At 57.5% G+C, this 16,041-nt stretch carries 14 protein-coding genes; 7 read left to right on the top strand and 7 right to left on the bottom strand.

The window, feature by feature from the left end:
- The 3 genes from B3F77_RS08310 to B3F77_RS08300 all read right to left on the bottom strand — a co-directional run.
- Positions 1 to 861, bottom strand: an 861-nt coding sequence (locus B3F77_RS08310; RefSeq protein WP_293604503.1) for a TRAP transporter substrate-binding protein, incomplete at its 3' end; no start/stop codon positions are given.
- Positions 862 to 981: 120 nt separating this feature from the next.
- The gene (locus tag B3F77_RS08305; RefSeq protein WP_293604502.1) at positions 982 to 1,803 is read right to left on the bottom strand and encodes an amidohydrolase family protein; all 822 of its coding nucleotides are present in this window, start codon (positions 1,801 to 1,803) and stop codon (positions 982 to 984) included.
- Positions 1,804 to 2,799: a hydroxyacid dehydrogenase gene (locus tag B3F77_RS08300; RefSeq protein ID WP_293604501.1), complete on the bottom strand. Its 996-nt coding sequence runs from the start codon at positions 2,797 to 2,799 to the stop codon at positions 1,804 to 1,806.
- A gap of 489 nt (positions 2,800 to 3,288) precedes the next feature.
- On the opposite strand from B3F77_RS08300, the gene B3F77_RS08295 reads away from it, so the two are divergent.
- Entirely contained in the window at positions 3,289 to 4,836 is a 1,548-nt protein-coding gene (locus B3F77_RS08295; RefSeq protein ID WP_293604500.1) for a UxaA family hydrolase, read from the top strand.
- 128 nt (positions 4,837 to 4,964) lie between these two features.
- On the opposite strand, the gene B3F77_RS08290 is transcribed toward B3F77_RS08295, so the two are convergent.
- Together B3F77_RS08290 and B3F77_RS08285 are read right to left on the bottom strand one after the other, a co-directional pair.
- A complete protein-coding gene (locus tag B3F77_RS08290) occupies positions 4,965 to 5,963 on the bottom strand; it encodes a Bug family tripartite tricarboxylate transporter substrate binding protein (RefSeq protein WP_414702979.1) in 999 nt (332 codons plus the stop codon).
- 196 nt (positions 5,964 to 6,159) lie between these two features.
- Positions 6,160 to 6,987 (bottom strand): NAD(P)-dependent oxidoreductase, encoded by an 828-nt coding sequence (locus B3F77_RS08285; protein ID WP_349678402.1) that lies wholly within the window; start codon positions 6,985 to 6,987, stop codon positions 6,160 to 6,162.
- A gap of 312 nt (positions 6,988 to 7,299) precedes the next feature.
- On the opposite strand from B3F77_RS08285, the gene B3F77_RS08280 reads away from it, so the two are divergent.
- The 4 genes from B3F77_RS08280 (at position 7,300) to B3F77_RS08265 (ending at position 11,529) form a co-directional block, all read left to right on the top strand.
- Complete coding sequence (locus tag B3F77_RS08280; RefSeq protein WP_293604499.1) at positions 7,300 to 8,226, top strand: SMP-30/gluconolactonase/LRE family protein; 927 nt, start codon at positions 7,300 to 7,302, stop codon at positions 8,224 to 8,226.
- 180 nt (positions 8,227 to 8,406) lie between these two features.
- Positions 8,407 to 9,570 carry a mandelate racemase/muconate lactonizing enzyme family protein gene (locus B3F77_RS08275; protein WP_293604498.1) on the top strand — a complete coding sequence of 388 codons (1,164 nt, stop codon included), beginning with the start codon at positions 8,407 to 8,409 and terminating at the stop codon, positions 9,568 to 9,570.
- Positions 9,571 to 9,604: 34 nt separating this feature from the next.
- Positions 9,605 to 10,522, top strand: a complete 918-nt coding sequence (locus B3F77_RS08270) for a dihydrodipicolinate synthase family protein (protein ID WP_293604508.1) — start codon at positions 9,605 to 9,607, stop codon at positions 10,520 to 10,522.
- 35 nt (positions 10,523 to 10,557) lie between these two features.
- Positions 10,558 to 11,529 carry a Bug family tripartite tricarboxylate transporter substrate binding protein gene (locus tag B3F77_RS08265; RefSeq protein ID WP_414702980.1) on the top strand — a complete coding sequence of 324 codons (972 nt, stop codon included), beginning with the start codon at positions 10,558 to 10,560 and terminating at the stop codon, positions 11,527 to 11,529.
- Between the two features lie 219 nt (positions 11,530 to 11,748).
- Here B3F77_RS08265 and B3F77_RS08260 read toward each other — a convergent pair whose 3' ends face one another.
- A complete protein-coding gene (locus B3F77_RS08260; protein ID WP_293604496.1) occupies positions 11,749 to 12,693 on the bottom strand; it encodes a 2-hydroxyacid dehydrogenase in 945 nt (314 codons plus the stop codon).
- Positions 12,694 to 13,030: 337 nt separating this feature from the next.
- Here B3F77_RS08260 and B3F77_RS08255 point away from each other — a divergent pair, with 337 nt between their 5' ends.
- Entirely contained in the window at positions 13,031 to 14,782 is a 1,752-nt protein-coding gene (locus B3F77_RS08255) for an IlvD/Edd family dehydratase (RefSeq protein WP_293604495.1), read from the top strand.
- A 90-nt stretch (positions 14,783 to 14,872) separates the two neighbouring features.
- On the opposite strand, the gene B3F77_RS08250 is transcribed toward B3F77_RS08255, so the two are convergent.
- Positions 14,873 to 15,640, bottom strand: a complete 768-nt coding sequence (locus B3F77_RS08250; RefSeq protein ID WP_293604494.1) for an SDR family NAD(P)-dependent oxidoreductase — start codon at positions 15,638 to 15,640, stop codon at positions 14,873 to 14,875.
- Between the two features lie 157 nt (positions 15,641 to 15,797).
- On the opposite strand from B3F77_RS08250, the gene B3F77_RS08245 reads away from it, so the two are divergent.
- A partial coding sequence (locus tag B3F77_RS08245; RefSeq protein ID WP_293604493.1) for a hypothetical protein occupies positions 15,798 to 16,041 on the top strand: 244 nt, incomplete at its 3' end.

Here is a 16,041-nt window from a genome sequence, read left to right as displayed (position 1 = left end):
TTTCTCCAGCGCCTGCAGCGTCGCCGTGTCCCCGTTCGACTCGAGCTCCCGTTCCCAATCGCCTGCCTCGGCGGCCGCTTTGCGAATCACCGCCTGCAAATCAGCCGGCAGTTTGCGCAAGCTCTTTCCGGAGAAACAAATCGGCCGGATGCTGATCGCGTGTCTGGTCAGCATCAGGTTGGGGGCGACTTCGTAGAATTTCATCTGCTCCACCCCTGCCGCCTCGTTGTCGCCGGCCTGGATCACTCCGGTCTGGATGCCGTTATAGATTTCGCTGTAGGCGATGACGGTAGGCGACATGCCGGCAGCGGAGAACGTGCGGGTCCAGATCGGCGCGCCCTGCACCCGCACCTTGAGGCCTTTCAGCTCGGCCATGTTGCGTATCGGCTTGTTGGCGAAGATGTTGCGTACACCACCGCCACCATAACCGAGCAACAAAACGTCTGCCTTCTGCGCTATTTCGTCGGCGATGGGCTTGAGGATGTCCTGGGCGATCACCTTGTTCATTTGATCGTGGTCACGGAAGACGAAAGGCGCGTCTATGAACGGCGCAGCCTTGGCGAAGGTCGCCATGTGGGCGGGGGAAACGATCGCGTAATCGACCGAAATGCCTTGGTTCATGTAAGCGAAATAGTCCTTCTCCAGCCCGAGTTCGCTGTTCTTGTGCAGCACGAAGTTGATCGGTTTGCCGTAATACTTCTTCACCAACTCCTCAAACTTCATCAAACCCTTGGTAAAAGGATGATCTTCGCCGAACTGCGATGCGCCGTGCAACGTGATCACCTGGGCGCTGGCCGGCAGCACGAATGCGGCCGCAACTACAGCCCCGACAATACTGGACAAAAAGCTACTTCGTTTCATGGCTTCTCCTTTGGTGGGTAATTCTGGCTTTGCTACGATTCCTACCTGCGGTAGTTCTTAAATTCGGAATTCGCCGATGCGTTTTCGGCAATGCGGCCGGTGGACTCAGAAGCCACAGAATCAAAAGCCATAAAGTCGCGCCGGGTTGTCGACCAGGATTTTGCGCCGCGTCACCTCGTCGTCGGCCCATTCGAGCAGCAGGTCGAGCATGGCCGCACTCGAAGGCTGCGGATTCTGGTTTGGGTGCGGCCAATTGCTCGCCCACAGGCAGCGCTCCGGATTCGCTTTTACCAGCGCCCTGGCCAACATGCCCACATCGGCGTAATGCGGCGGGCCCAGTTTGGAAGTTTCGTAAGGTGCCGACAGCTTCACCCAGCAGCGGCCGCTGTCGAGCAATCCGAGCAAGGTTTTGAAACCCGGATGGTCGGTGCCAACCGGTTCCATGAATTTGCCGTTGTGATCGATCACCAGATCGCAGGGCAGTCGGCGCAGCAGTGCTTCATATTGAGCCAGATCGCGGCCGTCCAGCTGCAGCTGAATGTGCCAGCCGTAAGCCGCTACCCGCGCGGCCATCGCCTCCAGCGTATCCCAGCCGAGCACGCCACCGGGAAACATGTAATAGCGCAGGCCGCGCGCTCCGGCTCGGGTCAGTTGCGCGAGTTCGGCATCACTTGCTCCCGGCTTGACCACGACGACACAGCGCGCGCTGCTGCCCATCGCGGCCACGGCTTCCAGCGTGCAGCTGTTGTCGAAACCGTAGCCGCTGGGCTGCACCACAACGACGCGCTCCAGACCCAACAGCTTCTGAACCTCGCGATACGCCGATACCGGCGCGTGCGGCGACTTGAACGCCGCGGTCGGCGCCGGCGCAAAGCGGTCCTCGTAAATGTGCATATGCGTGTCGCACGCACCTGCCGGCGTTTTGAGCCTGGGTGTGAGCATCTACGCTTTCCTCAGATGCGCGAGCCGCGTGGCGCTTGCTGCGTTGACCGCCCCCCGGGGCGCGCGGCCCTTGACGATTTCAGCGGCCTGCGCCACCGTCTCCAGCGACTGATGTTCTATCGATTCCGGGGTCAGCCCGGCCAAGTGCGGCGTCGCAATCACTTTCGGATGACGCGCGAGCGCAGGCGTAGGCATCTGGTCAGGCGCGCGGCCCACATCCAGCGCGCAGCCCGCGAGATGGCCCGAGTCCAGCGCCTGCTGCAGCGCTGCTTCATCCACCAGATTGCCGCGCGAGGCGTTGATAAAAAACGCACCCGGCTTCATCTTTGCAAACGCTTGTGCGTTCATCAGCTTCTCGGTCGCTTCGGTGGCGACCGCAAGGCAGACGACGAAATCGGACTGTGAAAGCAGCTCGGGCAAGTCGAGCTGAACCAGCGCCGCGTGGTCCATCCTGGCATGCGGATCGGATACCAGCACGCGCATGCCCATGGCGAGACCCAGTTCGCACTGATAGCGCCCGATCTGGCCATAGCCGATCACACCCAGCGTGGCACCTCGCAACTGGCGGCCCATGGTCGCATCCGGCACCTTGCCGGTGTGGTAGACCGCATTGGCAGCGCTGATTCCGCGGCCGAGATCGATCATGGCGCCGACGATCCACTCAGCCACCGAGGCGACGAAGCCCGCACTCGCCTGAGTCACGAGGATACCCATCTCGCTCGCAACCGGCACGTCGACGTTGCGGATATCTATGGCGCAGCGCGAGAACGCGACCAGGTCGGGCGAGTTGCGGAACAGCTCGGCCTCCCCCGGGGTCTGGCGGTAGGAAACGATCAGCTCGCAGCCGCGCGCAGCTTCGATCAGTTCCTTTGTGGAGAGCTCGCGTCCGGCGCTATTGAAGCGCACTTCGCCCAGTGCTTTAAGCCCCGCGACCGCTCTGTCGCCGAAGTAGTTCTTCAGCGCTTCAGGCGGATGGGTAAGAAAAATTCTGGCCATAGGTCTACTCAAATTGGGCGGATAGAAAATTCGGCGTGGTTCAAATATAGGTAACATTATTTCGAAATGAATTGATTTTCAGCAATACTCGTTTTCCCCAATTCTTTATAAACGAGAATCGGCATGAGTTCATCCCTTTCGGAAGGGCTCTATGCCGTTGGCAGCGACCGAATCGATACAGCATACGTGACTGCATATCCATTAGCTCTGCGCAACAAATGATAAGCGCCAGTGCAAACCGATGTAAAGTAAAGCGCCATTTCGCAGGCTCTTGAAACTAGGCGGATTGGTCTTGCCCTGCACGGAACGGAACTGATTTGAAAAAGACATAATATTGCTTGCTGAGTTGTGGAAGGTCTGCACAGTTCCTGCCGGAGCACGAGTTAAACAGTTCTTCTACCAACCCTTCAGCCAACTCGAACCCGATTCCTGGACGCTTCTTCAACCGCGTTGCGAGCCCGTGTAAGCCAATTTTTACTCTGAGCCACCATGATAGAAATTTCTGAAAAGCGCCTGATTGGTCCGATTATCCGGCTGCATCCGAATGACAATATTGTGGTCGCGCGACTGGATGTGGCGATAGGCACGGAAGTGCCGAGCGAGAATTTCACCAGCCGCAGTCAAGTGCCGGCAGGTTACAAAATCGCCACCAAGAAAATCCTCAAGGGCGAGCCCATCCTCAAATACAGCGTCACGGTCGGCTTTGCGAATGTAGATATCGAGCCGGGCACTATGGTACACAGTCATAACACCGAATTTCGCGAATTCGACCGCGATTACGCCTATGCCAGTGAATTCAAGGCTGTACAAATGGTGCCCGAGTCCGAACGCGCAACCTTCAAAGGTTATGTACGCGCCAATGGCAAGGTCGGTACGCGCAATTTCATCGGCATTTTGTCCACCGTGAATTGTTCAGCCACGGTCGTGAAAAAGATCGCCGAATGGTTTACGCCCGAGCGGCTGGCCGAATTTCCGAATGTCGATGGTGTGGTCGCCTTCAGTCACTCAATCGGCTGCGGCATGGAAATGACCGGCGAGCCCATGCAATTGCTCCGCCGCACCATGGCCGGCTATGCCCGCCATCCGAATCTTGCCGCGGCTTTGGTGATAGGCCTGGGTTGTGAGCGGAATCAGTTAAAAGGCCTGATGGAGCAGGAGGAACTCATGGCCAGCCCGCATCTGCACACCTTTATCATGCAAGAGACGGGCGGCACACGAAAAACCATTGAGGCCGGCATTGAAGCGGTGCGCGCCTTGTTGCCCGAGGCCAACAATGTGAAGCGCGAAACGGTTTCCGCCAGCCATCTCAGCGTGGGCCTGCAGTGCGGTGGCTCGGACGGTTTCTCGTCGATTACCGCCAATCCCGCACTCGGCGCGGCCGTGGATATTCTGGTGCGCCATGGCGGCACGGGGATTTTGTCTGAAACCCCCGAGATTTATGGCGTTGAACACACCTTGACCCGGCGTGCCGCAAACCAGGTGGTCGGCGAAAAGCTGATCGAGCGCATTCGCTGGTGGAAGGATGAATATTCGGTGGGGCGCGATGTGCAGATCAATGGCCAGGTCAGCCCGGGCAACCAGATCGGCGGCCTGGCGAATATTTTTGAGAAGTCGCTGGGTTCGTCGATGAAGGGCGGCACAGGCCCGCTAATGGAAGTCTATAAATATGCCGAGCCCGTGAATGCCAAGGGCTTTGTGTTTATGGACACCCCCGGCTTCGATCCGGTTTCTGCGACCGGTCAAATCGCCGGCGGCGCCAATCTGATCGCCTTTACTACCGGCCGCGGTTCCATGTTCGGCTCCAAACCTGCACCCTGCATCAAGCTGGCGACCAATAGCCCGATGTTCAACCGCCTTGAAGAGGATATGGATATCAACTGCGGTGAAATCCTCGACGGTACGGTGTCTGTCCAGGAAATGGGCCAGCGGATTTTTGAACTCTTTCTGCGCACGGCTTCGGGCGAAGCGTCGAAGAGCGAAAAGCTGGGTCTTGGTGATCACGAGTTCGTGCCCTGGCAAATTGGCATCATGAGTTGACCCTGCTCATTTGAACATTTTGGTGCACCTCCGATGGAGAGCTTGCGTGCCTTACGCAGAGAATATGCCGGCGTCCTTGCTCACTCCTGCGAGCTATTTCATTCAGAAATAGCTCGCAGCCGGAAAATTTAATCAGGCTTGACGTCGGCTTCCTTGATTATCTTGGCCCACATCGCAACTTCCTGATGGACTCGTGTCACGGCCTGCTCGGGCGTGGTGGTGACCGTATAGGCACCTTGTGCAAGCAGCTGTGCCTTCACCTCGGGGATCATCAGCAGCTTGGTGATTTCGGCATTCAGTCGGACAATAATTTCTTTGGGCGTTCCCGCCGGGACCAAGATGCCAAAGAGCGAGCTGACTTCGAAGCCCGGCATGCCGGCTTCGGCCGTAGTCGGTACATCCGGCAACATTGAAATACGTTGCGGCGTGGTGACGGCCAATGCGCGCAACTTGCCTGCCTTGATATGCGGCAGCGCGGCGGGTACGGTTTCAACCATGGTCAGCACGTGGCCGCCCATCAGATCTGTCATTGCCGGGCCGCTCCCCTTGTAGGGGATATGGATCATTTCGACACCCGCGCTGCGCTTGAACATTTCGGCCGCCATACGCTGTGGTGCGCCTGCGCCCGACGAAGCAAAGCTCAATTCGCCGGGTTTGGATTTGGCATAAGCAATCAGTTCTTTGAGCGTCTTGACGGGGACGCCCGGGTTGACCACAAACACCAGCGGAACCGAGCCAACGATGGAAACGGGCACCAGATCCTTTTCGAAGTTGTATTTGATGGTCGACTTTTCCAAGGTCGACATAATCGAATGCGAGGTAATCGCGCCCATCAGAATGGTGTAACCGTCCGGAGCCGCCTTGGCGACCGCATCGGCGCCGATATTGCCACCGGCGCCATTGCGATTGTCGACAATGACCGATTGTCCAAGCGCGCCCGTCAGCTCCTGCGCCATCACCCGGCCGATAACATCGGTGGCGCCGCCCGGCGGGTAGGGCACGATGAGCCGTATCGGTTTGTCGGGATAGCCTGCGGCCGAAACACCGGGCGCCGCAGCCAAGCTTGTGACCGTGGCCAGCATGGCAAGATACAAAGCGACGCGGCGTGATTTTGATGGTGATGTCATTGAAATAGTCTCCATAGGTTTAACCCCCCTTTTTTAGCAACGGATTGATGAAGGCCTTACGCAGAAATAATGAAAACTCATCATCTCCATAGGAAGTAAGGCCGCGGTGGGTACCAGAATCTTTTTCATAAATGAAACAGCGTATTTCATTGCGGAGATCATTGGCAACATTCAGGTGAATCCGTCTCAATAACGATCAGTCGATTTGATCGGCATCACCGCTGAATTCCAACGGGCAGAACATCCCGCCATGGAAGATTGCCTCGAACGGATCTTCTTGCTGGCCGCTGGCGAATATTTCAGCGGCATAAACTTCCGCGTCGTCTTGCGGCTGGTAACCGAGAAAACGGACATTGGAATTATCCCAGCGGTTACGCACGTTGTTGGAAACGCCGTAAGCAATCAGGAAATGATAGTGCGGATAGTCGATGCATTTTTCCACAAGTTGCACCATGTCGCGTTCACTGACCCACGTCAGCAAATGGCGTGGGGCAGTTGGTTGGTTGTCACCGCGAAATGAGCCGATCCGCAGGCAGGCGACCTGCATGCCGTGCTTGTCGGCATACAGACGGCCGAGGGCTTCACCGAATATTTTGGACACACCATAGCGGGAATCGGGCCGCGGCATCACTTCGTCATCCAGGAAACGGTCGCGCCGGTGGAATCCGATGGCGTGGTTGGAGCTCGCAAAAATGAAACGCTTGACGCCTTTTCTGCGCGCTGCCTCGAAGGTGTTGTAACAGCCTTCGATGTTCAGGGGCAGGACTTTTTCCCAGACGTCTTCGACCGGGACACCCGCCAGATGGACCACGCACTCGATGCCTTCCATGGCTTCTTCCAGAGCGGCCATATCGCGAATGTCGGCTTGAACAAGTTCTTCCCCGGCTTCTGCCTGACCCAAAGGGGCAATGTCCAGCAAGCGGAGCAATTGGTATTTGCCGCGCAGGCCGGCGCGCAAGACCCGGCCGATTTGGCCGGATGCGCCAGTGATCAGAATTTTCCCGTATGTCATATGAATTCCCAAGCGTAAATCGCTTCCCCGGTTTTGGTATTGAAGAAGCAGGTTTTATCGGTCGAAAAACTGCAATTCAGCGTGACGTCAACGTTGAGTGCAAATAAGGATTGACGCCCGATATGGTTAATATTTGGTTACCGGCGCAATATTGCCGATACCAAACCACTAGTTTTGTTTTATTAAAAAGTGCAATGCGATGCTCCTTTTGGCTTGTAATCGCTTACAAATGCTACTTGCAAATACTTATTGCCGTCAAGGTATTTTGTCGCTGCAACACAACAATTCAATTCAATCAAATCAGAACATTACGTAGGAGTCCTCATGTTTAATCCGCTGCAAGCGATCGAGAAAATTGAAGTCGAAGTATTCACCTCTGTCCCCACAAAATTCCGGAAGATGTCGCACACCAAGTGGTCGGATGCCAATCGGCAGGGTGCTGAAGTCGAGTGCTTCCTCGAAGGCCCTTCTTTTGATCGCGATGGCAATTTGTGGATTGTTGACATCCCTTTTGGCCGGATTTTCAAAATCAACCCAAACAAGGAGTGGGAACTGGTTGTTCAATATGACGGCTGGCCGAATGGCTTGAAAATTCACCAGGACGGCAGAATTTTCATTTGCGATTACAAGAACGGCATCATGCTGCTCGATCCCGTCAGCGGCAGAATCGAAACCTATCTGGATACGGTTTATAGCGAGGGCTTCAAGGGCGTCAACGACTTGCACTTCGCTTCGAATGGCGATATGTACTTTACCGATCAGGGCCAAACCGGTATTGCCGACCAAAGTGGCCGCGTCTATCGCTTGAAGGCCAATGGCAGCCTGGAGCGCTTGCTGAGCAATGTCCCGAGTCCGAATGGCGTCACGTTATCGACCAATGAAAAACAATGTTATGTAGCCGCTACCCGTTCGCAACAAATCTGGCGCTTGCCCATCATGGCCGATGGCAGCATCAGCAAGGCGGGGGTTGCCATACAACTCTCAGGTGGGATTGGCGGCCCCGATGGCATCGAGATGGATGCTGAAAATGGCTTGGTCGTTTGCCATCTCGGCGTTGGTGTATGGCGCTTCAATGACCGTATGCTGCCAACCCACTTCATCTATTCCAGGAATCCAGCGCACTATCACTTGGCGAATATTGCATTTGGCGGGCCAGAACGCAAAACACTTTTTATCACTGATTCAGGATCGGGCGATATTCTTTGCGCAAAATTGCCGGTTGCAGGAAAAACCATGTTTGCCCATAGATAACGGCGTTGATGCACGGATAGTTCGATGAGGGACGTCTGCCGTAGGATGCCTCGCAACGCAGTTGACGAAGCGTAACGGAATCGGATACGATTTGGGCCAGCGGTTTTTTAAAAAATAATTGAGGTCCGCTCTTAAAGCATAAATGGTTGTATTTAAACCATCTTTATCCATAAATTACCTATGACAATTAGAGCAACCGCTTCCGAAACAAATCACCAGACAGCTTCGAAGATTGTTTCGGTCGAAGCCCGCACCATCAGCATTCCCCTCGACAGCCCGACTTCCTTCTCTACCCGCCAGGTGTTTTCACGCGACTATGTGGTGGTCCGCGTACGCACCGAAGACGGCCATGAAGGCCAGGGTTTCTGTTACGGCGGTAGCCGCGGCGGCAGTCTGGTCGCAAGCGCCGTACAGATTCTGCTCGCGCCGATACTCATCGGCAAGAGCGCACTGAATGTCGAAGGCCTGTGGCAGGAAATGTACCAGGAGACCCTGCTGCATGGCCGCGCCGGCTCGGTCATGCGTGCGATCTCGATAGTCGACGTGGCGCTCTGGGACAGGAATTCGCGTGCCGTCGGTTTGCCGCTCAGCCAGTACCTGGGCGGCACCGGAAAAATCACGGTGCCGGCTTATGCGAGCGGCGGTTATTACCTGGAAGGCAAGACCCCGGAAAAACTCGGCGAGGAAATGGCCTCGTATGTGGCGCTGGGTTTCAAGGCGGTCAAGATGAAGGTCGGCCGCGGCGACCTGAAGAGCGAAGAAGCGCGCATCCGCGCCGCACGTGAAGCCATCGGCGACGATATTCTTCTGACCCTCGATGCCAACAATGCCTGGCAGGATTTATCGACCGCAGTTGAATATATGAAGCGCTATGAGCCCAGCAATCCTTACTGGATTGAAGAACCGTTCAGCCCGGACGATATCGAGAACCACGCCGAGCTCGCCAAGCGCACCTCGGTCATGGTCGCCACCGGAGAAATTGAAGCCGGACGCTGGCGCCATAAAGAACTCATTGAAAAACGCGCGGCAGCAATACTGCAAACCGATGCCGCAGTCTGTGGCGGCATTACGGAATTCCGCAAGATCGCCGCCACCGCCGCCAGCTTTGGCGTCACCATGTGCCCGCACTGGTTCCACGACCTGCATGTGCATCTGGTGGCGTCAACGCCGAATGCGCAATTCGTCGAATTTTTCTCGGACGACCAGGTGCTGAATTTCCGCAAGCTGGTCGATACCCAGCTCGAATTCCGCAATGGCGAACTGGTGGTGCCGACGACACCAGGCCTCGGTTTCCGTTTCCGCGAAGACGCATTGGATCAATACGCCGCTGGTGCCTGGGCATAAGCCTGACCGATATCAACTTAAGGAGATTCTCACTATGGCAAAAACGCATAAGCTAGGCGGCATTTTCTCGCCGGTACTCACCCCGTTTAAAGCGGATCTCAGCCCCGACACCGAAGCTTTTATCCGCCATTGCAAATGGCTGATCGCGAGCGAAGTCGGCCTTGCCGTTTTCGGCACCAATTCCGAAGCCAATTCACTGTCGGTCTCGGAGCGGCGCAATCTGCTTGACGCCTTGCTCGAAGCCGGCGTGCCGGCTGCGCGCCTGATGCCGGGCACGGGCTGCTGCTCCCTGACCGACAGTGTAGAACTGACCAAGCATGCGACCGCCGCCGGCGTCGGCGGTGTGTTGATGCTGCCGCCGTTTTATTACAAAGGCGTTTCCGACGAAGGCCTGTTTCGCAACTATGCGGAGATCATCGAACGTGTCGGCGACAGCCGTCTGCGCATTTATCTCTACCATATTCCGCCCGTCGCCCAGGTATCCATCAGCCTGAATTTGATCGAGCGCCTGCTCAAGGCCTATCCGACCGCCATCGCCGGCATCAAGGACAGCTCGGGCGACTGGAGCAATACCGAAGCGATGCTCAAGCAATTCCAGCCCGAAGGTTTTGATGTCTTCGCCGGCAGCGAGGTCTTCCTGCTACCCACCCTGCGCGGCGGCGGCGCCGGCTGCATCACCGCCACCGGCAATGTGAATCCGGCACCCATGGTCGCGCTCTACAAATCATGGCAAGGCGCGGAGGCCGATGCGCAACAGGCCAAGCTCAACATCACCCGCGCCACCTTTCAGAAATATCCGATGATTCCGGCAATGAAAGCCGCGATCGCGAAGTACGGCAAGAAGGATTCATGGAAGACCGTGCGTCCGCCGCTCATCGAATTGAGCGCCGAACACGAAAAAGCGCTGCTCGACTCCCTGGACGCCATCGGTTTCCAGATGGCCGGCATCTAAAGTGCGCTAAAAAACTATTCATTCAGGAGACAAAAATGAAGTTATCCACCAAGCTGCTGGCCAGCGCCTTGCTGATTGCAGGGCTACTGAGCGGCAACACCCAGGCCCAGGAGGCATGGCCGACAAAAGCGATTACCTATGTGGCCGCCTTTCCCGCGGGCAGCAACACCGACACCCTCGGCCGCATCATCGCGCAGAAGCTGTCCGAATCCCTGAAGGTGCCGGTTATTGTCGACAACAAGGCGGGCGCGACCGGTATGGTCGGCTCCGCCTATGTCGCCAAATCGGCACCCGATGGCTACACGATTCTGGGCGCCAGCATTGCTTCGCATGCCATCAACCCGAACATGTATCCAAACATGCAATACGATGCGATCAAGTCCTTCGAACCGATCACGATTATCGGCATGAATGCGAATGTGCTGGTGGTGCCCGCGAACAGCCCGTATAAAAATGTGGCCGATATCATCGCCGCGGCAAAGGCCAATCCGGGTACGCTTTCATATGCGTCATCAGGTCTGGGCACCACCCAGCATCTTTCCGGCGAGCTGTTTCAAAAACTCGCCGGCATCAAGCTGATCCATGTACCTTATGGCCGCGGCCCGGCCTTGCCGGATGTGATGGCGGGACATGTGCCGATGATGTTTGAAGGCCCGACCGTGTTCCAGCACATACTGAACGGCAAGGTGCGCGCACTGGCGGTGACTTCGGCCAAGCGCCTGCCCAGCCTGCCGAATATTCCGACCATGGCCGAAGCCGGCGTGCCCGGATATGAAATCCAGGCATGGCAGGCCATCTGGGCGCCAGTCGGCGTACCGAAACCGATTATCCATAAGCTCTATACCGAAATCGCCGCGATTCTGAAGAATCCGGATACGGTCTCGCGTCTGGAAAAAATGGGTGTCATTCCTTCAGGCATGACACCCGAAGCCTTTGCCGTTTTTCAAAAGGCCGAGATGGAGAAATGGGGTCAGTTGATCAAATCGGCCGGCATCAAGGCGGAGTAAGGTAGACACTTGTTTTGAGCGCCAGACCCCGCGGCTCCCCCGCTACTCAAACCGTTTATCGCCCCGCAACCGCAGAAGATATCGCCACTGCGTCCGGAGTGTCGATCGCTTCGGTGTCTCCCGCGTGCTGAACAATACGGGCCGGGTCGGGCCCGCCACCCGCGAACGCATTCTGTAAATTGCGGCCGATTTCGGCAGCCGGCATGCGCACCGTGGTGCTTATTCGAACACGGGTGTCAGCGCGGGCTTGCCGGAAAGTACTGCCTGCAGATTATCCAGCGTGAGCTTCAACATCAGCCGCCGGGTTTCCTGGGTGGCGCTGCCCATATGCGGAGTCAGCACGGTGTTCGGCAGAGGCAGGATCGCCGGATCCGGATTGGGCTCGTTGTTATACACATCGAGTCCCGCCCCCTTGATCCTGCCCTTGTCCAGCGCGTCGACCAGCGCCGCCTCATCGACCACGCTGCCGCGCGACATATTGATCAGGAAGCCATTCGGCCCCAGCGCTTCCAGTATCGGCGCATTGATCAGCTTCTCGGTTTCGGCGCCGCCCTTGCAGCAGATAAACAGAATATCGACGGCCTTGGCCATCTCAATCACACTGCCGACATGGGTGTACGCAAACGCGGGTTTATTGCTGCCGGTATAGGAAATGCGTACATCAAAGGGCGCAAGCCGCTTGGCAATGCCCTGGCCTATGCGCCCGAGCCCGACGATGCCGACCGACTTGCCGGCCAGGCTGGTGGTGAGCGGAAAGGGTGCCTTTGACCAGGCGCCCGAGCGCGTGTAAGCATCGCCCTCGGGAATTCTGCGCAGCAGGCCGAGCAGAATGCCCATGGCGAGCTCGCAGACGGCGGCATCCAATACGCCCGGCGTATTCGTGACCGTGATTCCGCGCGCCTTAGTGACATCCAGGGGAATGCCGTCATAGCCGACGCCGGAGGTGGCGACGATCTGCAGATTCGGGAAGGTCGGAATCATATCCGCAGGAATCTTGTAATTGCTGCGCGTAATAATGCCGACAATCTTTTCGGCAAGCGCCTTGTCAGCGCTTGCCGCCGCGAAAGTGTGGGTGGTAAATTCGCTGTCGATATCGCCTTGCAGCTCGGCAGGAAAATCCCCCACCTGCAATAAATGCAGTCTCTCCGTGGCTCCTGCGGTCATATCGGAAAACGCTCTTCATTGCCGACGACCGCGACGGAAGCCTGGACGGGTGGCGTAATTACGTAACTAGTCATGGGAGGGTTCTTTATGGTGCGCGAGTTCAAATTCGAAGTGCAACTCTGATTAACGGGTTAGGTGGGAGAGATGCGATAGCATCCGAGCCCCTCGACCGCCAAGTCAAAGTTGCCCGGAATGACCTGCACACGTCTCACCCAAGCCGAACGATACCAAATTGCCATCCTGAAGGGGCGCCGCCGCCTTGCGCCTCATGCTCTGACCCTGTACCATCCGCTATCGAGAAAAGTATTAATAATCCGAAGCGGATGATGAGGTTGAGATGAACAATTCGAGTAATGACTCCAAGAAAGATAAGCCCAAGGGCCTGCATAAAGGCCTAACCAGCTACGGCGACGCGGGTTTTTCGCTGTTTCTGCGCAAGGCTTTTATCAAGGGCGCGGGATATACCGACAGCGCCTTGGACCGGCCCATCATCGGCATTGCGAATACCGGCAGCGCCTACAACCCCTGTCATGGCAATGCGCCGCAACTGATCGAAGCGGTGAAGCGCGGCGTGATGCTGGCCGGCGGCATGCCCATGGATTTCCCGACCATCTCGGTGCATGAAAGCTTTGCCGCACCGACCAGCATGTATCTGCGCAACCTCATGTCGATGGACACGGAAGAAATGATCCGTGCCCAGCCCATGGATGCGGTGGTTCTGATCGGCGGCTGCGACAAGACCGTGCCCGCGCAATTAATGGGTGCGGCCTCGGCCGGCGTGCCTGCGATTCAACTGGTGACGGGTTCGATGCTGACCGGTTCGCATCGCTCCGAGCGTGTCGGCGCCTGTACCGATTGCCGCCGTTTCTGGGGCAAATATCGCGCCGAGGAAATCGATGCGAAAGAAATCGCTGACGTAAACAATCAATTGGTGGCCAGCGTCGGCACCTGCTCGGTGATGGGCACGGCCAGCACCATGGCCTGTATCGCCGAAGCCCTGGGCATTATGTTGCCGGGCGGCGCATCCGCGCCTGCGGTCACGGCCGACCGCATCCGGATCGCCGAGCAGACCGGCGCAACCGCCGTGGCCATGGCCCTGAGCGGCCTGACGCCGGAAAAAATTCTGACCGGCAAGGCGTTTGAAAACGCTTTGCGCGTATTGCTCGCGATTGGCGGATCGACCAACGGCATTGTGCATTTGACCGCCATGGCGGGCCGCCTGGGCATCGAGATCGATCTTCTGCAACTCGACGCCATGGGCGCGGAAACACCGGTGCTGGTCGACTTGAAACCTTCGGGCCAGCACTATATGGAAGATTTCCACAAGGCGGGCGGCCTGCGCGCCGTGCTGCGCGAGTTGAAGCCCTTGCTGCATCTGGATGCGCTGACGGTGACGGGGCGGACCTTGGGCGAAGAACTCGAGCTTGCCGGTCCAGGCTTTGCGCAAGATGTTGTGCGTCCGTTCAATAATCCGATTTATCCGCAAGGCAGCATCGCGGTGCTCAAGGGCAATCTGGCCCCGGGCGGCGCGATTATCAAACAGTCCGCGGCGCATAAGGGCCTGATGGAAAGCGAAGGCCGCGCCGTGGTGTTTGAAAATATCGAAGATATGGCCGAGCGCATTGATCGCGAAGATCTGGATGTCAATGCCGACGATTTTCTGGTGCTTAAAAATATCGGCCCCAAGGGCGCGCCCGGCATGCCCGAGGCCGGCTATCTGCCTATCCCGATCAAGCTTGCACGTCAGGGCGTCAAAGATATGGTGCGAATTTCCGATGGCCGCATGAGCGGCACGGCAGCCGGCACGATTGTTCTGCATATCACGCCGGAATCGGCGATCGGTGGTCCGCTCGCGCAAGTGCGCAACGGGGACCGCATACGCTTGAGCGTAAGCAAACGGGAAATCAGTTTGCTGGTGAGTGAAGCCGAGTTGGCCGAGCGCATGCAGCAAAATCCGATCACCCCGCCGAGCGCCGAGCGCGGTTATCGCAAGCTGTTTTTGCAGACGGTGACCCAGGCCGATCAGGGCGCCGACTTTGACTTCCTGCGGCCTGAAAATTTTACCGAGAAGGTGCCGCGCCCGCGTTGATTGGAACGCATGCTTCGATACGGCTACCAGGCAGCCATCAGGACATAGCTCGCAGAGTGTCTGTTGCCTACGCGATCGGCCGCAGGCCGGTCAGGCTTGGGCGGAATAACCACCATCAACCGGAATGGCAGTACCGGTCACGAAATCCGAGGCACGACTGGCCAGGAAGATCGCGATGCCGGCAAAATCCTCGGGCACGCCCCAACGTGCCGCCGGGGTACGAGCGAGCACGCGCTCGTGCAGACCGGGGACTTCCTTGCGCGCCTGTCGGGTCAGTTCGGTATCGATCCAGCCCGGCAGGATGGCATTGACCTGGATGTTGTCCTTGGCCCAGGCCGAAGCGAGCGCTTTGCTGAGCTGCACGATGCCGCCCTTGCTCGCGCCGTAGGGCGCCGCGAATCCCGCGCCGAAGATGGAGGTCATCGACCCGGTGTTGATGATCTTGCCGCCGCCGGCCTTAACCAGCGCCGGATATGCCGCCTGACTGCAGAGAAAGGCACTGGTGAGATTGGTGTCGAGAACGGTTTTCCATTCTTCGAGGGTGTAGTCCTGTGGCGGCTTGCGGATGTTGGTGCCGGCATTGTTGAACAGGATGTCGAGCCGCCCGAAGCGCTCCAGCGCGGCCTGGACGAGGGCACGGCAGGCGTCTTCCTGCGTGACATCAGCCTCGACCGCCAGCACCTGCGCCCCAAGCGCTTGCAGCGCCTGTCCGGCCGCGGCGTTCTTCTGTGCATTGCGACCGGCGATCACGAGCATGGCACCGGCGGCCGCAAGTCCCTTGGCCATGCCCAGCCCGATGCCGCTGTTGCCGCCGGTCACGATGGCTACACGGCCACCCAAATCCAGAAGTCCCGTCATGCCACGCTCCTCGAAAGTAAACGGAATTTAGTTTGGCAAAGAACATCTGTCAATGATGTTTTGCCCTTAGGGCACTATAAATCTCAGTATATCGCCTGTGAATGCAGGGAATGGATACAGCGTTGCATAAACAAAGCAAACCAGACGAGCCGACCCAATGCAAAGCAGCTTCTTTGACATTGAGAACCGATACACCAGCCTGAGCCAGGCAGGCGACCCACTGGAGCGACTGGACGCCGTATCGAGACTGAGAGATATTCAGTACGATCCTGCAACGCATCGACAGCAAACAGCGCAAAAGCGCGGTGTCGCGTTAGCCACTGATAAACGTGATTCTGGGGTGGCGATTGCCAGTCCCTCAGGCCAGACGTATTCGCTCTGCCAGCGCATAAAACTGTTCG

Origin of the sequence: Polaromonas sp. UBA4122 (assembly GCA_002381615.1) — a bacterium.
GTDB lineage: Bacteria > Pseudomonadota > Gammaproteobacteria > Burkholderiales > Burkholderiaceae_C > Polaromonas.
This window is presented reverse-complemented; position numbering and strand designations above follow the sequence as displayed.

Bases quoted from the DNA above. Each gene is read 5' to 3' on its own strand.
- B3F77_RS08305 (WP_293604502.1), bottom strand. From the start codon at position 1,803: ATGCTCACACCCAGGCTCAAAACGCCGGCAGGTGCGTGCGACACGCAT.
- B3F77_RS08300 (WP_293604501.1), bottom strand. From the start codon at position 2,799: ATGGCCAGAATTTTTCTTACCCATCCGCCTGAAGCGCTGAAGAACTAC.
- B3F77_RS08295 (WP_293604500.1), top strand. From the start codon at position 3,289: ATGATAGAAATTTCTGAAAAGCGCCTGATTGGTCCGATTATCCGGCTG.
- B3F77_RS08290 (WP_414702979.1), bottom strand. From the start codon at position 5,963: ATGACATCACCATCAAAATCACGCCGCGTCGCTTTGTATCTTGCCATG.
- B3F77_RS08280 (WP_293604499.1), top strand. From the start codon at position 7,300: ATGTTTAATCCGCTGCAAGCGATCGAGAAAATTGAAGTCGAAGTATTC.
- B3F77_RS08275 (WP_293604498.1), top strand. From the start codon at position 8,407: ATGACAATTAGAGCAACCGCTTCCGAAACAAATCACCAGACAGCTTCG.
- B3F77_RS08270 (WP_293604508.1), top strand. From the start codon at position 9,605: ATGGCAAAAACGCATAAGCTAGGCGGCATTTTCTCGCCGGTACTCACC.
- B3F77_RS08265 (WP_414702980.1), top strand. From the start codon at position 10,558: ATGAAGTTATCCACCAAGCTGCTGGCCAGCGCCTTGCTGATTGCAGGG.
- B3F77_RS08260 (WP_293604496.1), bottom strand. From the start codon at position 12,693: ATGACCGCAGGAGCCACGGAGAGACTGCATTTATTGCAGGTGGGGGAT.
- B3F77_RS08255 (WP_293604495.1), top strand. From the start codon at position 13,031: ATGAACAATTCGAGTAATGACTCCAAGAAAGATAAGCCCAAGGGCCTG.
- B3F77_RS08250 (WP_293604494.1), bottom strand. From the start codon at position 15,640: ATGACGGGACTTCTGGATTTGGGTGGCCGTGTAGCCATCGTGACCGGC.